This is a genomic window from Anaerophaga thermohalophila DSM 12881, assembly GCF_000191885.1.
Taxonomy (GTDB): domain Bacteria; phylum Bacteroidota; class Bacteroidia; order Bacteroidales; family Marinilabiliaceae; genus Anaerophaga; species Anaerophaga thermohalophila.
This window is the reverse complement of the sequence record NZ_AEWI01000049.1, coordinates 35,925-56,497: the sequence shown is the minus strand read 5'-3', so window position 1 is coordinate 56,497 and position 20,573 is coordinate 35,925. Positions and strand designations below refer to the sequence as shown.

The window sequence follows — 20,573 nt, the reverse complement described above, 5'->3', positions numbered from 1 at the left end:
GGACAGTCTGTCATTCTGAGCGGAGCGAAGAATCTACCATCAATTAAAGTATGATAAGTTGCATCATTACAATGACTTAGGTAAATTTTATACGGACGAAACGAGCATGAAAAAATGGTCACCACTCGTAAGGCGGCAAATGGTACTTTATGGACAGACACTAATCTGACTATTTTTGCTGAAGATCAACAACTGAACTTGTTGATTGGAGCTTGAACATAGAATTAACCAATTTATTTTCATTATTTAAAATTATCTGGTGATGAAGAAACACAACTTTTATGCAGGGCCATCAATTTTGCCTGAGTATACCATTAAGAATACAGCAGAAGCTGTTCTCGATTTTGCAGGTACCGGCCTGTCTGTTATGGAAGTTTCGCACCGGTCAAAAGAATTTGTAGCCGTTATGGAAGAAGCTCAGGCTCTTTTCAAGGAGATTCTCGACATTCCCCAAGGCTACGAAGTACTTTTCCTGGGCGGTGGTGCCAGCACTCAGTTTTGCATGGTTCCATATAATTTATTGAAGAAGAAAGCCGCTTATCTGAACACCGGATCATGGGCTTCAAAAGCCCTGAAAGAGGCCAAATTATTTGGAGAAGTTGTGGAGGTGGCGTCGTCCAAAGATGCAAATTTCAATTATATCCCCAAAGGTTATCAGGTACCGGATGATGCCGACTATCTTCATATTACCACCAACAACACCATTTACGGAACGGAAATCAAAGAAGATTTGGATTTGAAAGTTCCATTGGTGGCCGATATGTCATCTGATATTTTCTCACGCCCTCTGGATGTTTCCAGGTACGCACTGATCTATGGTGGTGCCCAGAAAAACCTGGGTCCCGCCGGTGTAGCTTTTGTCGTGGTGAAAACAGATATCCTGGGTAAGGCAGGACGGGAAATACCAACCATGCTCGATTATCGCACTCATGTTGAAAAGGGATCAATGTTTAACACACCACCGGTATTGCCTGTATTTGCTGCCCTTCAGACCCTCAAATGGCTGAAGCAGCAAGGCGGTGTAGCTGCCATGCAAAAACGGAACCGGGAAAAAGCAGCATTGCTGTACAATGAAATAGACCGCAATAAACTTTTCAAGGCCACGGTGACCAATGAAGAAGACCGTTCTTTAATGAACATCTGCTTCGTAATGAATGATGATTATGCCGAACTGGAAAAAGAATTCCTTGATTTTGCTACCGGCCGGGGTATGGTAGGGATTAAAGGTCACCGAAGCGTGGGCGGTTTCAGGGCATCTACCTACAATGCACTGCCCCTTGAAAGTGTAAAAGCCCTTGTTGAAACCATGCAGGAATTTGAAAAGAAACATTGAGTGCTGTATAAAAAGCATATTTTTGTCAAAATCAGGGCGTTTTAAATTCTTGTACCGGAGTTAACTTGCTGTTAATGAGGATGCAAAAATTGAAAACAACAACCAGTAAGGCAATAAAGATGCTTTTTAGACCAGGCTCATCATTAAATTGCTAGGATTGTTAGAATTGTTAGGATTGTTAGGATTGTTAGCTAATCTAATAAAACTTATAACATTCTAACAATTAACACATTAACAACTTTAACAACTTTAACAATTCTAACAGCCGTAACAACTTATTAAATGTAAGATGATACGAGCTTGGCAAAAATTGACACAATAAGAATATGTATAAGTTCTTGCATGCGAGTTCCAACCGACCTTAATAATTAAATTTTATCCTAATGAAACGAGCATGACAAAGATTGTCACAAAAGAACATGTATAAAACTCTTACATGCGAGTTCCATCAGACCAATAACTTAGACTAATTTTATACTGATGAAAAAAATACTTATAGCTACCGAAAAACCGTTTGCGCCGGAAGCCATTGCGCAAATCAAAGAGATTGTCGAAAAGGAAGGTTATCAGCTTTCTCTGCTCGAAAAATATTCAACTTCCGATGAACTGAAAGCCGCCGTTGCCGATACACATGCGCTCATCGTAAGGTCGGACAAGGTGACTGCCGACGTGGTTGATGCCGCAAAAGAACTGAAGATTGTAGTTCGCGCAGGCGCCGGATATGACAATCTTGACCTTGAGGCCTGTTCTACCAAAGGAATCGTGGCCATGAACACGCCCGGACAAAACTCCAATGCTGTTGCCGAACTGGTTTTTGGCATGATGGTCTATCAGGCACGAAACCACTTCAACGGTACTGCCGGTACCGAGTTGCGTGGTAAAAAGCTGGGAATCCATGCCTATGGAAATGTAGGCGGTTATGTAGCCCAAATAGCCAAAGGTTTTGGGATGGAGGTATATGCTTTTGATCCTTTTGTCCCCGACGATAAGATCAAGGCCGACGGTGTGACGCCTTTAAAAACGGTTGAAGAATTATACAGCACTTGCCGGTATGTCTCTTTACACCTCCCGGCCAACGAGAAAACAAAAAAATCGATCAATGCCGCATTGCTCGAAAAGATGCCCAAAAACGCCGTTTTGGTGAATACCGCACGCAAAGAAGTTATTGACGAAGAGAGCCTGGTACAATTTATGGAAAAAAGGACCGACTTTGCCTATATTTCCGATATTGCTCCCGATAACAAATCCGTATTCGAGGAAAAATTCGACGGACGTTACTTCTTTACTCCTAAAAAAATGGGAGCACAAACAGCAGAAGCCAACATCAATGCAGGTGTTGCAGCTGCCAACCAGATTGTTAAATTCTTTAAAAACGGAGACGAAACCTTCAGAGTCAACAAATAAATTCTTATGGCGATAGTTAAACCATTCAAAGGGCTCCGGCCACCCAAAAAAATTGCAGCAGACCTTTCCTGCCTTCCCTACGATGTCATGAACAGCCGCGAAGCCGCCGATATGGCAAAAGGGAAGGAATTTTCTCTTTTACATATTACCCGTGCCGAAATTGACTGTCCACCCGATGTGGATGCGCATTCTGAAATAGTGTATCAAAAATCGGCAGAGAATTTCAGGAAATTCAAAGAAAAAGGCTGGCTGGTTCCCGATGAAGAACCCCGTTTTTACATTTATGCACAAACCATGAACGGGCGCACCCAATACGGAATTGTAGGCTGTGCCGCCTGTTCCGATTATGAAAACGGAATCATAAAAAAACATGAATTAACGCGACCGGATAAAGAAGAGGACCGGATGGTTCATATCCGAACCAATAATGCCAACCTGGAACCTGTGTTTTTCAGCTATAAAGCCGTTCCGGAAATTGATCAGATCGTTAAAAACATCGTAGAGAACCAGGAACCCGAATATGATTTTACGGCAAAAGACGACGGATTCGGCCATCATTTCTGGGTAATCCGGGATAAAGAGACCAACAAAAAGATTGAAGAGCTGTTCTCCCGGAAAGTCCCATGCACATACGTGGCCGACGGTCATCACCGAACTGCAGCCGCAGCTCGTGTGGGACTCGAAAGAAAAGCCAAAAATCCCAATCATACCGGGAAGGAAGAATACAATTTCTTTATGGCAGTGCATTTCCCCGACAATCAGCTGCAAATTATTGACTACAACAGGGTGGTAAAAGACCTGAACGGTTTGTCCGAAAAAGACTTTCTTGAAAAACTGACAGAGACATTTGATGTCGTCAATATGGGTAACGCAACCTACAAGCCATCCAGGTTACATGAGTTCAGCATGTATCTCGACGGCAACTGGTACAAACTGACGGCAAAAGAGGGAACATACAATGACAAGGACCCAATCGGCGTTCTGGATGTCACCATTCTTTCGAACCATGTACTCGATAAAATTCTGGGAATCAAAGACCTGCGAACTTCTGACCGCATCGATTTTGTCGGAGGTATTCGCGGCCTCAAAGAGCTGAAACGCCGGGTTGACAATGGTGAAATGAAGGTAGCTTTCGCCCTCTATCCGGTATCCATGCAGCAATTGATCGATATTGCAGATACCGGCAACATTATGCCCCCGAAAACCACCTGGTTTGAACCTAAACTACGCTCGGGATTGGTGATTCATGAAATATGATCATTATTAGTCCGGTCTGTTCAGAAATTTTCGGTGTGAAACGAGCATGACAACGTTTGTCACAAAAGAACATGTATAAAACTCATTCATGCGAGTTCCATTCGACCAATAACTTAGACTAATTATATACGAATGAGATGTTAAATGATGAGATTCTTCGCTTTGCCCAGAATGACAGACTTTCTATTGTCATTCTGAGGAGGTAACGACGAAGAATCCATCCTGCTATCAAACGAATCAATTAACATGCAAGAAAAGATTCTTCGCTTCGCTCAGAATGACACTAAGCTACCTGTCATCCTGAAGAGAGAGGACGAAGAGTCCGTACCAGTGACCAATTAAAAAATTAGTGCAGTATAAAGCATTTTTTTCAAAATCAAGGCGTTTGGCAATAAAAATGCTTTTTAGACCGGGCTCAACAATAAATAAGAAAAGAGAACCATGGCATCAATTGCCCAAAATCTGAACAAATTAAAAGAACAATTGCCTTCCGGTGTCACATTGGTAGCGGTTTCTAAAACCAAACCGGCAGAAATGATTATGGAGGCTTACGAAACCGGACACCGCATCTTTGGCGAAAACAAAGTACAGGAACTGGCAGATAAATATGAGCAACTACCAAAAGACATCCGGTGGCACATGATTGGTCATCTACAGCGAAACAAAGTGAAATATATTGCCCCCTTTGTTTCGCTGATTCACGGTGTTGACAGCTTTCGTTTGCTAAAGACCATCAACAAAGAAGCTGCAAAGAATAACCGTATCATTCCTTGTCTTTTCCAGATTCACATTGCCGACGAAGAAACAAAATTCGGACTCGACGAAAATGAACTTTTTGAAATATTAGAAAGTGCTGATTACAAAAACCTGAGTAACATCCAAATCAAAGGACTTATGGGAATGGCCACCTTCACAGATGACAGGGAAAAGGTACGTTCCGAATTCAGATTCCTTAAAACACTATTCGATAAAACAAAAAATAATTACTTCCGCTCAGATGATGCATTCTCCATCCTCAGTATGGGAATGTCAGGCGATTATCAGATAGCGGTTGAAGAAGGAAGTAACATGGTGCGTATTGGAAGTGCAGTTTTTGGTGAACGACAGTATCATTAGGCGGGGAGAGGCTGAGGTTGAGGCTGAGGTTGAGGTTGAGGTTGAGAGAGTGCACCACAGATATCGCAGATTTACACAGATTTAAAAATAGTACAAAGAAGAATGATTAGATTTTTAGATATAAGAGAGTAGATTCTTCGCTTCGCTCAGAATGACACTGATGCTGTGTGTCATTCTGAGGAGGTACGACGAAGAATCTCTTCAGTGACAAATGAGATTGAGACTAAGGTTGAGGTTGAGAGAGTGCACCACAGATATCACAGATGAGCACAGATTTAAAAAGGTCAAAAAGAAAATAGGATTCTTAGATATAAGAGAGTAGATTCTTCGCTTCGCTCAGAATGACACTGATGCTGTGTGTCATTCTGAGGAGGTACGACGAAGAATCTCTTCAGTGACAAATGAGATTGAGACTAAGGTTGAGGTAGGTTGAGAGAGTGCACCACAGATAACACAGATGAGCACAGATTTAAAAAGGTCAAAAAGAAAATAGGATTCTTAGATATAAGAGAGTAGATTCTTCGCTTCGCTCAGAATGACACTGATGCTGTGTGTCATTCTGAGGAGGTACGACGAAGAATCTCTTCAGTGACAAATGAGATTGAGACTAAGGTTGAGGTTGAGAGAGTGCACCACAGATATCACAGATGAGCACAGATTTAAAAAGGTCAAAAAGAAAATAGGATTCTTAGATATAAGAGAGTAGATTCTTCGCTTCGCTCAGAATGACACTGATGCTGTGTGTCATTCTGAGGAGGCACGACGAAGAATCTCTTCAATGACAAATGAGATTGAGACTAACGCCTCAGTACATAACACAAAACCCGAAACCACGAAACTCAAAACACGAAGCTCAAAACACGAAACACGCCCTCCACCCCTCCCCTTGAAACTTTCGGGCTTTTAATTATATTTGTTACGAAAATCCTGATTCATTATTAAATTTGTTTTTAAGGTTTAATGAAACTTGTCACGAGTAATCGGGACTCGTTTCATCCGTTAAATTAAATAAGCAAGGACATGGCAAATTTGGAGACCACCTATCTGGGGCTTAAGCTTAAAAACCCGGTTGTTGTAAGTAGTTCGGGACTTACCAATAGTGTTGACAAGATAAAAAAGCTTGAAGAAGCAGGGGCAGGGGCAGTCGTTTTAAAATCACTTTTTGAGGAACAGATCAACCACGAGATCAACCATGAGATAAAAACCGGCCATGGTTTTGATTATCCAGAAGCTGTTGATTATATCAGAGGATATACCCGTGATCATTCAGTTGCTTCATATCTCCAATTGATCAGGGAGGCAAAAGCCGCCGCTGGTATTCCGGTAATAGCCAGCATTAATTGCTTTTCAGCCGACGAATGGGTCAACTTTGCCCAGGAGATACAAGATGCCGGAGCAGATGCCATTGAACTAAATGTCTTCAGAGTAAATATCGACAAAAACAGCGCTGCAGAAGATTATGAGCAATTGTACTTCGATATAGCAGAAATGGTCAACAAAGTAATAACCATTCCTGTTTCAATGAAAATTGGTCCCTATTTCTCCAATCTGGTAAAAATGGTTGACAGGTTTTCGGTTTCCGGTGTCAAAGGAGTAGTGCTTTTTAATCGTTTTTACGAACCCGATATTGATATTTATACGCTACAACTCAAATCGGCTGAAGTCTTTAGCACACCTGCCGACATCAGACAATCCCTGCGTTGGGTGGCCATCACCAGCTCTAAGGTAAAAAATATCGACATTGCTGCTTCTACAGGAATACATGACGGTGCTGCAATTGTCAAACAAATACTGGCAGGTGCGCAGGTAGGTCAGGTCTGTTCGGCCGTCTATAAAAACGGACCTTCAGTGATAACGCGGATGATTGATTTTATTGAAAAGTGGATGACGGAGAAGAATTTTTCCACCCTTGCCGATTTCAGAGGAAAAATGGGATATCGCAGCATTAAAAACCCCGTCATGTATGAACGGGCACAATTTATGAAGTATTTTTCTAACTTTGAATAAGTTCTGACTTCCGGACATGGGTACGGGCAGTTATCCTGGAGCATTTTCCGATTCATAAGACACAGGTCATTCAAACTTTGTTGTTTGAAAATCAGTGAAATTGTTTTAACTTGTGCAAATAATTTTATTGATGAGTACGGTATAAAAAGCATATTTTTGTCAAAATCAAGGCATTTTAAATTTTTGTACCCGGGTTAAATCGTTGTTTATGACGTTTCAAAAATTTAAAACAACAATAAGTTTGGCAACAAAGATGCTTTTTATACCGGGTTCATTGATTAAATCCATGAATTCTAATACAATAAGTGCACCTATGAAGTATCATTACCATCGTATCTTGTCCCTGAATTGCGGTCTGATTTTTCTGTTCCTTTCGGCAGCACTCTTTTTCTCCTGCCGTTCCGACGGTGAAAAAAAAGACTCTGAAGATTCAGAAGAAAAGATCATCCAATCTGTTCCTGTGAATGAGCAATTGGTTGAAGATTTCAATAAATCCAAACTGATATTTTATTCTTTGCCTTCGCCGATAGAAACTGCCATGTTGATCAAAAAGGCAGGTGCTACCTTCGATGCAAATATTCTGAATTCAACGGATAATCTCCCGAAATACAACACCAACTATAAAATGGCTCTGAATCTTGGAATTTACAGTGCCGACCTTAGTTATGCCAGTCTTTTTGACCAGTCGCAAATCACCGTCGAGTACATGGGCGCTGCACGTAAACTGGCTGAAGAACTTGGTGTTATGCAAGCTGTGGATGAAAATACCATCAAGAAACTGGAAGAAAATATGAACAACAGGGAGGTAGTCATGGACATTATTTCCGAAACATACATGAACGCCAATGCTTATCTCTCGGAAAACAACAGGGCTGCTATTTCAGTAATGGTTCTTGCCGGTGGATGGATTGAAGGATTATATCTGGCCTCATCTCTTACCAAAGGATCACTTTCAAATAACAAAGAATTGGTCGACAGGATATTGTACCAAAAATTATCCCTGGTAACATTGTTGAACATGTTGAAAACATACAGCGAAAATTCTGATGTAGCCAGATTGATTAATAAATTTGAAGAGCTGGAGGCGATTTTCGATAAGGTTACAATTATCAATACATCTGCTGTAGAAACAGAAACTGATACCGCCAGCAGAACGACAACAATTCGTGCAAAGAGTGAAATAGAAATTGCACCTGATGATTACGTGCTGCTATGCAAAAAAATTGAAAAATTGAGATCTGATTTTGTTTCCTGACAATGTCCGGTAATAGCCCAAATAAACCATACAAAAAACGAGCATCCGGTTTTTATCCGGGATTATGGGTGTTATTTGCCGGTTTTCTCTATTTTTTTTCTGCGAATACTGCTTCCTCCCAATGCATCGGTTTTGCCAGAGCCATAGTAAAACCGGAACTGGCACCATATATACACGACGGGAATTACAACGCCGCCTTACTGGGAGAAGGCGAAACCATTATATTGCAAAAAACAGTCTTCCAGGGACAAAAATACCGTATAGTGGTAAAGGGCGTTCCTGAGTTACCCCCTCTCCGCTTCAGAATTATGGATGCTGATCAGATTATTTTTGATAATGCGAACCACGATTTTGCCCCAAAATGGGATTTCATTGCCGAAATTACACGCACCCTTTCGGTTGAGGTATCAATAACGGAAGATGAAGATGAAGATTCTTTAAAAAGCGGATGTATCGCTGTTTTAGTCGGAATAAAACCCGAATGAAACGAGCATGGCAAAGTTTGTCACATAAGAATATATATAAAACTCATTCATGCGAGTTCCATCCGGCCTTAATAAATAAATTTTATACGGATGAAACGAGCATGACAAGGTTTATCACAAAAGTTGATGTATAGAATCAATCATGCGAGTTCCATCAGGCCAATGACTTAGACTTATTTTATACTGATGAAACGAGCATGGCAACGTTTTCCACTACAGAACATGTATAAATCCATTACAAGTACGGGGCAAGAAATTTCCCGGTATGTCCCTTCCCTGATTTTACAAGGTCTTCCGGTTTCCCGGCAAACACCACATGTCCGCCTTTATTGCCTCCTTCGGGCCCCAAATCGGTGATCCAGTCAGCCGATTTAATAATTTCCATGTTGTGCTCTACAACAATAATTGAGTGCCCCTTTTCGATGAGTGCCTGAAATGCTTTTAACAATTTCTGAATGTCATGAAAGTGAAGGCCGGTTGTGGGCTCATCAAAAATAAAGAGCGTCGGATCGGCTTTCTCCAGGGCCAGAAACGATGCCAGCTTAACACGCTGACTTTCGCCTCCGCTTAATGTGCTTGAGGATTGCCCAAGGCGCACATATCCAAGACCTACATCGGCTAAAGGCTTTAGCTTGTTGACTATCCTCTTCTCCGTATTTCCCTTTGCCTGACCAAAAAATTCTATGCTTTGGTTAACCGTCATTTCAAGAATATCGTATATGTTCTTTCCCCGGTAGGTAACATCCAATATTTCGGGCTTAAAACGCTTTCCCTGGCAACTTTCACAGGTAAGAACGATGTCGGCCATGAACTGCATTTCAATTTTTATGGTTCCCTCTCCCTGGCACTCTTCGCAGCGGCCGCCATCAACGTTAAACGAAAAATGAGCCGGTTTAAAACCGTTTATCTTTGCCGCCTGTTGATCGGCCATGAGTTTACGTATCTCATCGTAAGCCTTCAGGTAGGTAGCGGGATTAGAACGTGACGATTTACCAATGGGATTCTGATCCACAAACTCAGCATCGGCTATGGCATCGGTATCTCCCTTAAGAAGGTCGAAATCACCTGTTTTATCGGCATATCCTCCTTTAATCTTTTTCAGTGCGGGGTACAATATCCTGCCGATTAACGACGATTTCCCCGAACCACTTACACCGGTAATGACATGCAAAACGTTAAGCGGGAACTTTACATTAATGTTTTTCAGGTTGTTTTCCCGGGCCCCGACAATTTCAAGGGCATTGTTCCACGGCCTTCGTGACGAAGGGAGTTCTATTTTCCTGACCCCTTTAAGATATTGGGTAGTCAGACTTTCGGGTGTATGTTCCAGCTCCCTGAAATTACCCTGAAAAACCACCTCACCACCATGCTGACCTGCACCGGGCCCGATATCGATGATCTCGTCACCTGCACGGATAATCTCCTCGTCATGCTCAACGACGACCACCGTATTACCAAGTGATTTCAGATGCCTGAGGACATCAATCAGCAAATGCGTATCACGCGGATGCAACCCTATGCTGGGCTCATCCAGGATGTATAATGAACCAACCAGGCTACTGCCGAGAGATGTTGCCAGATTGATGCGCTGACTTTCACCTCCCGAAAGCGTCGAAGACAACCGGTTTAGAGTAAGATAGCCCAATCCGACGTTATTAAGAAAGTGAAGCCGCGAATTAATTTCTGTCAGCAACCGTTTGGCCACTTTTTGCTCATGATCCTCCAGACTCAGGTTCCTGAAAAAACCGGTAAGTTCCGATACCGGCATCAACACCAGTTCGTGAATGCTTTTTCCGCCCACCTTAACATACATAGCTTCTTTTTTCAGGCGTGTTCCCCGGCAATCGGGACAAACGGTCTTTCCCCGGTAGCGGGAAAGCATTACCCGGTATTGTATCTTGTACTGTTTGGATTCGAGGTGCTTAAAAAATTCATTCAGCCCATGAAAATACTGATTACCAGTCCATAGCAATCGTCGCTGCTCCTGTGATAGTTCATAGTAGGGCTTATGGACTGGAAAATCGAACCTATGCGCATTTCGTATCAAAAGATTTTTCCATTGTCCCATTTTTTCTCCCCGCCAGCAGGCAATGGCATCGTCGTAAATGGAGAGACTTTTGTTCGGTATAACAAGATCCTCATCGATTCCGATAACATTTCCAAACCCTTCGCAAGTCGGACAAGCACCTATGGGATTATTGAAAGAGAAAGTATGTTCGGTCGGTTCCTCAAAAGTTATCCCATCCTCTTCGAACCGGTTTGAAAAGAAAAATGTTTCGGGTTCACTGCCTGTAAAAACCTTCACCAGACATTCACCTTCGCCTTCGTAAAAAGCGGTCTGAATAGAATCTGCCAGCCTCGAGTTGGTATCCTCGTCTTCCTTGTTGACACTGATGCGGTCGATTACCAGGTTGATCTCTTTACATCGTTCCTGTTTTTCATTATCCTTTAGAAGCTCTTCTATACGCATGAAATTTCCCCCCGATTCCAAGCGGCTGAATCCCTGCTGCAACAGAACGGACAGGTGCTCAGCACAACTGCGGTTTCCGGGGGGCGAAACACGGACAAGAATGGCCATTTTCGTCCCATCTTCATAGCTGTTGATGAAATCAATGACATCCTCAGTGCTGTGTTTTTTCACTTCTTTCCCGGAGACAGGAGAATAGGTACGACCAACACGGGCAAAAAGCAGTTTCAGGTAATCATATATCTCGGTAGAAGTCCCGACAGTAGAACGCGGATTCCGGGTATTCACTTTTTGTTCTATGGCAATTGCCGGAGGTATGCCTTTAATGTAATCCACTTCAGGCTTGTCAAGCCTTCCCAGAAACTGACGGGCATAAGCGCTCAGGCTCTCCACGTAGCGGCGCTGTCCCTCGGCGTAAAGAGTATCAAATGCAAGAGAACTTTTTCCGGAACCTGAGACCCCGGTAATAATGATGAAATGATTTCGGGGTATGTCCAGGTCAATATTTTTCAAATTGTGAACTCTCGCCCCTTTTATACTGATATATTTGGATGCAACTGCTTTGGTTTTTCCCATTATTATGTAATCAAAATTGACCTGCAAAGATACCAAAAGATGAGGGGAATATTGTTAATCCCTTCTAATTTTCCCACTTTCAGTCATTCTGAAAGGCTGTTTCACAACGACATCTTTCGGGGCATGATAAGGAGGCAAAACATTTCTGAGGCGTTGCAACAAGGCATCGACGTTATCCGGTTTCCGGGGCACGACCAGAACAACCTCGTTACCCAGGGAAGGATGTGGCCTTGAAGAGATATAAAAAGGCTCCGGAACTAAACCCGACAGACGTTGTTCTATTTCCTCGGGTGAAACCTTAACGCCGCCGGTGTTAATAATATTATCAATTCTTCCTTTAATTCTGAATGTTCCGTTTTTATTGATTTCAACAATATCGTTGGTAACAACCGGCGTATTGGTTATACCGGCGGCGTCCACTACCAGGCAGTTGCGCTCATCCGTGAAAATGCGAACATTTTTCAGAGGCGTGAAAAAATTATTTTTTTCATCCGTATAAAATTTATTTAAGATATTGGTCTGATGGAACTCGCATGATTCAGTTTTATCCATGTTTTTTTGTGACAACCTTGTCATGCTCGATTCATTCCCGTTAAGAGGTCTCAATGCTATGTGCGATAATGTCTCTGTCATACCATAAGTTTCCCACGCGCGGAAAGTCTGGTTTTCCAGTTTCCGGACCAATTCATTGCTAACAGCACTCCCGCCAAGCATCACGGTTCTCAGAAGATGAAGGCGCGATGGTTCGACAGAAAGCTCATTCATCATTTGCAACGGGATCATTGACGCAAAATCTACCGGACCGGCAAGATGTTGCAAAGGCCTGCCGGTTACCGGAACAGGAACAAGATCGAGTCCACCTGCAAAAGCCCGTACGATCATCATCCTGCCGGCAATATAATTGACCGGAAGACAAAGAAGGGCTGACATACCGGGAGTCAGACCAAAAAAATCAATCGTGTTAAAGGCCGATTGGAGCATGGCATCTTTTCTGACCGGCATTTTCTTTGGCGTCCCGGTAGAACCGGATGTTTGCACTAAAATCGTGTCTTCATCGCTCAGCCATTCTAAAATAAACCGATATATTTCTTTTTCCCAGGCAGGGACATGTTCATCGGTAAGTTTTTCTTCGGATAAATGAAATAGTGCCTCCGGATTGTAAGTTTGTCCGGCAATAGTAAGCTGTCTGTATTTTCTGTACTTGTGTTGCATCATTCAGTCATGCATCCATAAATGACCTTTATCGGTATAAAGGCGCGATGGTACATTATTGGAAAAAACCTGTCCGGTGCCCAGCCCCTGAGGCATCCTGTTATCAAGAGTATAAGTCCACTGTGCTATGGCATTAAGGCCAATATTACTTTCGAGAGCCGAGGTTATCCACCATCCGGTACCATTATCACCGGCTATTTGAATCCATTCTTCGGAGGCCTTTAACCCACCAGTCAGGCTGGGTTTCAGTATAATGAATTGTGGTCTGATGGTGTTCATCATTTGCTTCTTCTCTTCAATATCATTGATACCGATAAGTTCTTCATCGAGCGCAATGGGGATGGGTGACGACTCGCACAAAGCAGCCATCTCTTCCCAATGGCCGGCCCTTATGGGCTGCTCTACGGAATGAATATCCAAACGTGCCAGTTTATCGAGTATCCCGGGTGCCTGAGCAGGGGAAAACGCCCCGTTGGCATCCACCCTCAGCTCCAGTTGGTCTTTGGAAAAACGCCTCCTTAGAGCCTCCAGAATGCGATATTCCTCATCAAAACCAATCGCACCTATCTTCATTTTCAAACAAGTGAAGCCGGCCAATATCTTTTCTTCTATCTGCTGTAACATATAATCGGGCGCTCCCATCCAGATCAACCCGTTTATAGGAATGCCATGCTCACCACGGGTAAATGCCGAGGGAAACAGAATATCACTACCCGGCGTTGACAAACCGATCAGTGCTGTTTCTACGGCAAAGCGCAATGAGGGCCAGTCACGTAACTCATCATGAAAGTCATCCCTGAGGGCATCTGCATTTTTGCAAACAAATTCAATTTTTTCTTTAAGCCCTGGCCGGTCATCGTAACTTAGCTTTGGCAAAACCGAACATTCTCCTATTCCCCGTTTCGAGGGTGCAGCATCATCATAAATGGTAATAAACCAACTCTGCTTTTCGGTAAGCACCCCCCTTGAAGTTCCCCCGGGGGTTTTGAACATCAATTTATAGGGTTGGTAATCAGCTTTCAGCATATAATAAACAATGAACCTGTTCCATAAAAAATAACCAGAAAAAGCGTACCCAGAGAAAGATTTCGCAATTGAGAATCGAGCTTTGACGAAGGTGCCCCAAAACGAAATGCCGAAATGGCATTCAGAACAAAAACCGGCAAAACTATCAATGGCAACCAGACGCCAACATTCCCATCATGGAAAATTATCAACCACAAAATAAACGCGATCCATCCCATCACAAGAAGCGACAGGTGGTAAAATGCCGCCGGTTTTCTGCCCATCATAACGGGCAAGGTCTTCTTCCCGCTTTTTTTGTCACTCTCTATATCCCTGATATTATTCAGATTCAGCACTCCGGTACTGAAAAACCCGACTGCCGATGCCGGTAGCAAAACCGGCCATTCCCACATGCCGGCATGAAGAAAAAAGGTACCCCCTACTCCCATCAGTCCGAAAAAAAGGAACACATAAAAATCGCCAAATCCTCTGTATCCATAAGGATTTCGCCCGACTGTATATCGTATTGCTGCAGTAATGGTTAAAAGTCCCAATATAAAGAACGCTAAAGCTGCAAGTTGTCTGCCCTTTAATGAAACGAAAATAAGGACCATGCCCGAAATAAGCGCCAGAGTTGCTGTAACAATAACCGCCCTTTTCATCTGTTTCAGGGTAATAACTCCACCCTGTATCATCCTCCGAGGACCTTGTCTTTCTTCATTGTCGGCTCCCGACAGGGCATCGCCGTAATCATTGGCCAGGTTCGACAGAATCTGTAAAAACAATGCCGTGAGCAATGCCCATATAAATACCGGCCATTTAAAACTACCCGCTTCCGCTGCAAGTATGGAACCCATAAAAATACCGGAGAGGGCCAGCGGTAATGTTCGCAGTCGAAAGGAAATAATCCAGGCTTTGATATTTAGTGCCATGCGTATTAGATGTTTAATATATGAGTGCAGTATAAAAAGCATATTTTTGTCAAAATCAAGGCGATTTAAATTTTTGTACCGGAGTTAACTTGTTGTTAATAAGGATACAAAAATTTAAAACAACAACGAGTTTGGCAACAAAGATACTTTTTAGACTGTGTTCATATATGCTTTTTATACTATACTCAGTACTATTTAAGGTTCCGCAAAATTAACCTTTTTAGCCAAAAAGAACGAAAATTGTAAATTGCGAATAAGGGTTTATTCTCATCTTCGTGTCATACTAATAACAGAACATATTTTCGCACTATGAGGTTCAGGATTTGGCATAAAAAACCGGGCTGACAATGAAACAAGCATGGCAAGATTGTTATAAAATTGTTAGATTGTTAGGATTGTTAGCTAATGCAATAAACTTATAACATTCTAACAACTAACACATTAACAATATCAACAACTTTAACAAGTTATTAAATGTAAGATGAAACGAGCATGGCAAAGTTTGTCACAACAGAATATGTATAAGTCTTTGCATGCGAGTTCCATCCGACCAATAACTTAGACTTATTTTATACGGATGAAAAAACCACGAACGGAAAAAGAAATACTTCGACTCATAGCCATGGGGGATGAACAGGTTTTTGAACAATTGTTCCGTTCGTGGTATGCCCGGCTGGTCGTATTTGCCATGAAATTCATTCCGGACCGTATGGAAGCGGAAAATGTGGTTCAGATGGTATTTATTAAACTATGGGAAAAGAGAAAAGAACTGAAAATTGAATCTCTGAATGCTTATTTGATGATGGCTGTGCGTAACAGATGTATCAATGAAATAAAACGAACCCGATACCATTTATCTGTTGAAGAGCAGTTTCAACTTCCAACGGTCGAAGAGGAAGAATACGGGATGAAGGAAGAACTGCTGGAAAAAATAGATAAAGCCATTAATGAGATGCCCCCTCAACGGCAAAAAATATTTAAAATGAGCCGTTTCGACGGTCTGAAATATAAAGAAATCGCGACTGCACTTGCCATTTCATCAAAGACAGTGGAGGTTCAGATGGGTAAAGCACTAAAAACATTGCGCGAGACCTTTAGCCCTGAAAAGAGCAAACACAAACAGGTCTGATACAGACGGATTTGAGATTGAGGCTAAGGTTGAGGTTAAGGTTGAGGTCAAGGTTGAGGTCAAGGTTGAGGGTGCAACACAGATATCACAGATTTACACTAATTTTTCAATGACATATTAATTAGATGTTAGATTTTTAGATTTTAAGAAATAAGAGATTCTTCGCTTCGCTCAGAATGACAGACCGCCTTATGTCATTCTGCCAGGAGCATGCGACTGGTACCGATTTTAATCGGGAAGGAGGCACGACAAAGAATCTTAACAATGACCAGGTAAAACTCGCTAAAGATGACATAGTGTGCCAAAGACATTGCATTTTCTACCTTCTGCCTGTCAAACTGTTGCCTTTAGCTTGCATCTGATAGCTTAAAATCTAACGATCTATAGCATCAACAGTTCGTTAAACGTTTACAATACGTTGCAAACCAATTGCTTGTAATTAAAGATTGAATTTATTAAAATGCAGTATATCAATATTTTATGAATCATCTTATATCTTATATCTAAGAATCTAACGATCTATTATGGTATAATAGTTCAAGAAAATTAACACGAAGTGATGACCGATAACAATTACAATATCGACTGGGAACTTGCGGCCAGGATACTCAGCGGTGAAGCTGATGAAATAGACCGCGGCTTATTTGAAGAATGGCTGAAAGCCGGCAAAGAGAACCGCGAAGAATGGCAGCAAATCAAACAAAGCTGGGAAAAAGGTGAAGATGCTTTGATAATGAAAACAATCGACACCGATGCAGCATGGGAGAAGGTAAGACATTTCACCGTGCATGAACCCGCATCGATGGCCCGAAAACCATCCCCCCGTATCAGGTGGTGGTTATCAGCAGCTGCATCGCTGGTGTTGCTGCTTGGACTGTTGTGGTTTATTATACCCGGTAAGGATCATCACAAATCATCACTGATTGTTGCAAACAATACACAGGAAGAAATAGTACTTGACGATGGCAGCGTTATCACTTTAAACAGGGGCTCAAGATTCAGTTGCGACCAACCTTTCGATGACGATCAAAGAATCGTTGAAATCGATGGAGAGGGATACTTTAAGGTAAAAAGCGACAAAGAATGGCCATTTATTGTCCATGCCGGGGGCATAACCATTAAAGTGACCGGTACGCAGTTTAATGTAAGAGCCTATCCCAATCTGAATGTCACCGAAGTTGCGGTACTGGAAGGAGAAGTTGAAGTATCCGCTTCTGCAAAATCTGCCACTGAAATATTAAAAAAAGGGCAAACAGCTTTTTTTGATAAAAAATCCGCAGAATTGGTGATAAAGTCATCTACAGACCCTAATATACTGGCATGGCTGACAGGGAAAATGAGTTTTGATGAAACCCCGTTGCCGGTCGTCGCCGAAACTTTAGAACGAGTTTACGGCGTTAATATTCAAATTTCAGATACTACTCTTACCGGGGAGAAACTCACGGCACGATTTAGTCAAAACTCCCTGGATTTTGTTCTTGAAGTAGTTTGTGTTACCTTTAATCTGCAATCAAAAAGAGAGGGAGACACCGTGTTTTTGTCCAGAGCAACCCCCTGATGGCTGAAATAACATCCGCACTTAGCCTTTTGCCCGACAGCTGTCCCGGACATGAAACAGTAAAGGTATCTGCACGGCAAAGTCGCTCCTATTCCGGTTGCAACACCACACAGTTTCAAGACCAGGCAATTCGAGTTATGTTGTACCAATTAAAACACACAAACACACCTTTAAAAGGCCGGATTTTCAAGGCTCTTATCTGCCTGATAATGCTTTCTGTATGGAACATACCGAAGAGTCTTTCCCAGGAAAAGAACAGCATCTTATCACAAAAATATTCCTTCTCATACGACAGTCTCAGTTTCTCAGCATTTCTTGACTCTATCTCGGCCGACTTTGACATTTCCTTTTCGTATGATGCCTCTGTTATTGATGGGGACAGTATTATCTTTGCCGTAGCAGACTCGGTTTATCTGGATAAATTTCTATTGAAATATCTGAAAAATGATCAATTCCGGGTACATGAAATGGAAAAACAGATTATAATTTCATTTGAGCCTGCACGTCTGCCAAAGCAATCTGTTCATATCGAAGGAATGGTAATTGATTCACTGGAACGGGAACCGATGGCAATGGTCAATATCGGAGTGGAGGGTAAAACCATCGGAACAGCCACCAACAGTGAAGGACGGTTCAGCATATATTTGCCACCCGGCTACATTGGTGAAAAACTGGTGTTTTCCAATCTCGGGTATTTAAGAAAATATATCACCATACCGCCCAATGATACACTGGTCACCGTGGCACTTCAGGAAACCTCCGTCCAACTGCCGGAAGTTCTGGTAAGATATGTAAAGGCCGACCGTATTATGGAAGAAGTTGTCAGGCGAAAACCTTTTAATTACGCTTCCGAACCGCTCATTCTGACAGCTTTTTTCAGGGAGAGCATACAACAGGATGGCGTATATGTGGATGTTTCAGAAGCCGTGATTGAAATCTACAAGCCTCCCTATTCCCGTAATTACGCGCTTGAGAGAGTTCGATTCGTTAAAGGCAGGAAAGGGAAAGCCGAAGGTGATATGGAAGTGATCAACTTCAAACTCCAGGGCGGCCCTTTGCTGTTTAGCCGCGTGGATATTGTAAGACAAGGTGGATTTCTGCCCGACCAGGAAGGTAGTTCAAAATATGAATATTCATTCAAAAGGATGGACTATGAACAGGGGCGTAATGTCTTTGTAGTTGGTTTCGAGCCGATTAACGACACCGGTGAATTATTGTATGAAGGAGAAATAAGAGTTGATGAAGAAACTTTTGCAATCGTCAGTGCAGATTTTGAGATGACCCGGAAAACCATCCGCAAAAGCAGAGAATATCTGATTAGAAGGGACAGCAGACGATACCGCACACGTCCTTTCTTCGCCCGGTATCATATTGACTACCGGCCATGGAAAGACAAATGGGTGCTGAATAGTGTGAAAGGAGAAGTAAGTATGAAGATTATTGATCGTGAAAAAAAAGTGAGAACGGTTTTCAATACCGTCTCCGAAATGCTGATTACCGACTTACGTCCCGGCGAAAGAAAGGAACTCAGATGGTCTGAAGCCTTCAGGGAAGATTATATCCTTTCCGATCAGATAGAAACTTACGATCCCGATTTTTGGTCACGATACAATATCATAAGCCCGGATGAATCGATTGAAAAAATATTCAGAAAGGATAATCCCGAAGAAAACAGGCAGGAAAAATGAACAAAGCCGGAAAACTCCTCTTAAGTCAAGCTTACCGGCCAGTTCATTGGTAAGTGTTGTTTTAAAACCAAATTAACTGTCTGGAATTGAATTATGCATCTACGCCTTTTAAACGAAACACCGTATTAAATCCGATCGGATAAAAAGTTAACAAGAAGCACCGATCGGACGTAACCTCATTGTTGGAAATTCAAAAAAATGCAACCCTTACGTGTTTATGCACAATGTTGTTGAAGATAATTAATTGTTGAACCAACAGAGTTCAACTTTGGCAACTCTTCATTCTTTACCTCAACCTTAAAACGCGTCTCGAGGTAAAAAAGAAAACATGCCATGTCCACATCGTCCATGAACAAATCATCTTTTAAGGAGGCCCTTTCATCTATCACATCCCGGGGAATACCTGTCTGCCTGAAAACCTTGTAAAGATTTCTTCTGATCTCTTTTGCATCCATATAACAACATCTCTTTTGGTTGATTTAATAATATGACAACCGAAAGAGAAAAAACACGTATGGCAAACTCAGATTTTTTTCTCAGATGGTCAAAGACATCTTTCGCTCTTCCATCATTTTTCGGATATTGATCAATGCATAGCGCATTCTGCCAAGAGCAGTATTGATACTGACGTTGGTTTCTTCCGCAATTTCTTTGAAGGAGAGCCCGAAATAGTGACGGAGCTTAATGACTTCTTTCTGGGAATCGGGGAGCATTTCTACCAGGGAAGCAACCTCAGACAATAACTGTTCGTATACCATTTTGTCTTCAATGGTGTGGTCCGAGAACCTTGTGTGATTAAAAAGATCATACGAATACTGGTCATTGGATATCATTTGCTGGTTTTTCTGTTTACGAAAATAATCAATGACCAGGTTGTGAGCAATGCGCATTACCCAGGATGTAAAACGGCCGTTTTCGGCGTACTTGCCTGACCTAAGTGAATGGATCACCTTTACAAACACATCCTGAAATATGTCCTCCGCCAGGTCGCGATGGCGAACCATTAAAAAAATGAATGAATAAATTCTCTGATGGTGCCGGTCAATTAATAAATCAATACACCGGGTATCGCCTGAGATAAACTTTTTTACAAGCTCTTCATCAGACAGTATTTTCAAATCTGTCATAATCAATAATTTAGAATTAGCT

Annotated in this window: 16 protein-coding genes; 10 read left to right on the top strand and 6 right to left on the bottom strand. The window is 42.1% G+C overall.

Going from position 1 to position 20,573, the window contains the following annotated elements; genetic code table 11:
- Positions 1 to 262 precede the first annotated feature (262 nt).
- The 7 genes from serC to ATH1_RS0113380 all read left to right on the top strand — a co-directional run bounded on the left by serC (position 263) and on the right by ATH1_RS0113380 (position 8,857).
- Positions 263 to 1,333 carry a 3-phosphoserine/phosphohydroxythreonine transaminase gene (gene serC, locus ATH1_RS0113410; RefSeq protein ID WP_010422638.1) on the top strand — a complete coding sequence of 357 codons (1,071 nt, stop codon included), beginning with the start codon at positions 263 to 265 and terminating at the stop codon, positions 1,331 to 1,333.
- Between the two features lie 480 nt (positions 1,334 to 1,813).
- Positions 1,814 to 2,737 carry a 3-phosphoglycerate dehydrogenase gene (locus ATH1_RS0113405; RefSeq protein ID WP_010422637.1) on the top strand — a complete coding sequence of 308 codons (924 nt, stop codon included), beginning with the start codon at positions 1,814 to 1,816 and terminating at the stop codon, positions 2,735 to 2,737.
- 6 nt (positions 2,738 to 2,743) lie between these two features.
- On the top strand, positions 2,744 to 3,994 hold the full coding sequence (locus ATH1_RS0113400; protein WP_010422636.1) for a DUF1015 domain-containing protein: 1,251 nt from the start codon (positions 2,744 to 2,746) through the stop codon (positions 3,992 to 3,994).
- 441 nt (positions 3,995 to 4,435) lie between these two features.
- Complete coding sequence (locus tag ATH1_RS0113395) at positions 4,436 to 5,110, top strand: YggS family pyridoxal phosphate-dependent enzyme (RefSeq protein WP_010422635.1); 675 nt, start codon at positions 4,436 to 4,438, stop codon at positions 5,108 to 5,110.
- 1,020 nt (positions 5,111 to 6,130) lie between these two features.
- Positions 6,131 to 7,117: a dihydroorotate dehydrogenase-like protein gene (locus tag ATH1_RS0113390; protein ID WP_010422634.1), complete on the top strand. Its 987-nt coding sequence runs from the start codon at positions 6,131 to 6,133 to the stop codon at positions 7,115 to 7,117.
- Positions 7,118 to 7,430: 313 nt separating this feature from the next.
- Positions 7,431 to 8,372, top strand: a complete 942-nt coding sequence (locus tag ATH1_RS0113385; protein ID WP_029164122.1) for a hypothetical protein — start codon at positions 7,431 to 7,433, stop codon at positions 8,370 to 8,372.
- Between the two features lie 2 nt (positions 8,373 to 8,374).
- Positions 8,375 to 8,857 carry a hypothetical protein gene (locus tag ATH1_RS0113380; protein WP_010422632.1) on the top strand — a complete coding sequence of 161 codons (483 nt, stop codon included), beginning with the start codon at positions 8,375 to 8,377 and terminating at the stop codon, positions 8,855 to 8,857.
- Positions 8,858 to 9,092: 235 nt separating this feature from the next.
- On the opposite strand, the gene uvrA is transcribed toward ATH1_RS0113380, so the two are convergent.
- From uvrA to menA, 4 genes are read right to left on the bottom strand one after another with little or no spacing between them, the layout of a single operon-like run.
- Positions 9,093 to 11,900: an excinuclease ABC subunit UvrA gene (gene uvrA, locus ATH1_RS0113375; RefSeq protein ID WP_010422631.1), complete on the bottom strand. Its 2,808-nt coding sequence runs from the start codon at positions 11,898 to 11,900 to the stop codon at positions 9,093 to 9,095.
- 54 nt (positions 11,901 to 11,954) lie between these two features.
- Entirely contained in the window at positions 11,955 to 13,115 is a 1,161-nt protein-coding gene (locus tag ATH1_RS0113370; protein WP_010422630.1) for an AMP-binding protein, read from the bottom strand.
- Positions 13,116 to 14,138 (bottom strand): o-succinylbenzoate synthase, encoded by a 1,023-nt coding sequence (locus ATH1_RS0113365; RefSeq protein WP_010422629.1) that lies wholly within the window; start codon positions 14,136 to 14,138, stop codon positions 13,116 to 13,118.
- A complete protein-coding gene (gene menA / locus ATH1_RS0113360; RefSeq protein WP_010422628.1) occupies positions 14,132 to 15,049 on the bottom strand; it encodes a 1,4-dihydroxy-2-naphthoate octaprenyltransferase in 918 nt (305 codons plus the stop codon). Before menA ends, ATH1_RS0113365 begins: the two co-directional genes overlap by 7 nt.
- A 577-nt stretch (positions 15,050 to 15,626) precedes the next feature.
- On the opposite strand from menA, the gene ATH1_RS0113355 reads away from it, so the two are divergent.
- From ATH1_RS0113355 to ATH1_RS0113345, 3 genes are all read left to right on the top strand, one after another.
- Positions 15,627 to 16,178, top strand: coding sequence for an RNA polymerase sigma-70 factor (locus tag ATH1_RS0113355; RefSeq protein WP_010422627.1), 552 nt, complete (start codon positions 15,627 to 15,629; stop codon positions 16,176 to 16,178).
- 559 nt (positions 16,179 to 16,737) lie between these two features.
- Positions 16,738 to 17,736, top strand: a complete 999-nt coding sequence (locus tag ATH1_RS0113350; RefSeq protein ID WP_010422626.1) for a FecR family protein — start codon at positions 16,738 to 16,740, stop codon at positions 17,734 to 17,736.
- Complete coding sequence (locus tag ATH1_RS0113345) at positions 17,736 to 19,424, top strand: carboxypeptidase-like regulatory domain-containing protein (protein WP_010422625.1); 1,689 nt, start codon at positions 17,736 to 17,738, stop codon at positions 19,422 to 19,424. The genes ATH1_RS0113350 and ATH1_RS0113345 overlap by 1 nt, the downstream gene beginning before the upstream one ends.
- Before the next feature lie 215 nt (positions 19,425 to 19,639).
- Here the strand turns inward: ATH1_RS0113345 and ATH1_RS0113340 are convergent, their stop codons facing one another.
- Positions 19,640 to 19,879: an acyl carrier protein gene (locus ATH1_RS0113340; protein ID WP_010422624.1), complete on the bottom strand. Its 240-nt coding sequence runs from the start codon at positions 19,877 to 19,879 to the stop codon at positions 19,640 to 19,642.
- 81 nt (positions 19,880 to 19,960) lie between these two features.
- Entirely contained in the window at positions 19,961 to 20,551 is a 591-nt protein-coding gene (locus tag ATH1_RS0113335; protein ID WP_010422623.1) for an RNA polymerase sigma factor, read from the bottom strand.
- Positions 20,552 to 20,573: the final 22 nt, after the last annotated feature.

Bases quoted from the DNA above. Each gene is read 5' to 3' on its own strand.
- serC (WP_010422638.1), top strand. From the start codon at position 263: ATGAAGAAACACAACTTTTATGCAGGGCCATCAATTTTGCCTGAGTAT.
- ATH1_RS0113405 (WP_010422637.1), top strand. From the start codon at position 1,814: ATGAAAAAAATACTTATAGCTACCGAAAAACCGTTTGCGCCGGAAGCC.
- ATH1_RS0113400 (WP_010422636.1), top strand. From the start codon at position 2,744: ATGGCGATAGTTAAACCATTCAAAGGGCTCCGGCCACCCAAAAAAATT.
- ATH1_RS0113395 (WP_010422635.1), top strand. From the start codon at position 4,436: ATGGCATCAATTGCCCAAAATCTGAACAAATTAAAAGAACAATTGCCT.
- ATH1_RS0113390 (WP_010422634.1), top strand. From the start codon at position 6,131: ATGGCAAATTTGGAGACCACCTATCTGGGGCTTAAGCTTAAAAACCCG.
- ATH1_RS0113385 (WP_029164122.1), top strand. From the start codon at position 7,431: ATGAAGTATCATTACCATCGTATCTTGTCCCTGAATTGCGGTCTGATT.
- ATH1_RS0113380 (WP_010422632.1), top strand. From the start codon at position 8,375: ATGTCCGGTAATAGCCCAAATAAACCATACAAAAAACGAGCATCCGGT.
- uvrA (WP_010422631.1), bottom strand. From the start codon at position 11,900: ATGGGAAAAACCAAAGCAGTTGCATCCAAATATATCAGTATAAAAGGG.
- ATH1_RS0113370 (WP_010422630.1), bottom strand. From the start codon at position 13,115: ATGATGCAACACAAGTACAGAAAATACAGACAGCTTACTATTGCCGGA.
- ATH1_RS0113365 (WP_010422629.1), bottom strand. From the start codon at position 14,138: ATGCTGAAAGCTGATTACCAACCCTATAAATTGATGTTCAAAACCCCC.
- menA (WP_010422628.1), bottom strand. From the start codon at position 15,049: ATGGCACTAAATATCAAAGCCTGGATTATTTCCTTTCGACTGCGAACA.
- ATH1_RS0113355 (WP_010422627.1), top strand. From the start codon at position 15,627: ATGAAAAAACCACGAACGGAAAAAGAAATACTTCGACTCATAGCCATG.
- ATH1_RS0113350 (WP_010422626.1), top strand. From the start codon at position 16,738: ATGACCGATAACAATTACAATATCGACTGGGAACTTGCGGCCAGGATA.
- ATH1_RS0113345 (WP_010422625.1), top strand. From the start codon at position 17,736: ATGGCTGAAATAACATCCGCACTTAGCCTTTTGCCCGACAGCTGTCCC.
- ATH1_RS0113340 (WP_010422624.1), bottom strand. From the start codon at position 19,879: ATGGATGCAAAAGAGATCAGAAGAAATCTTTACAAGGTTTTCAGGCAG.
- ATH1_RS0113335 (WP_010422623.1), bottom strand. From the start codon at position 20,551: ATGACAGATTTGAAAATACTGTCTGATGAAGAGCTTGTAAAAAAGTTT.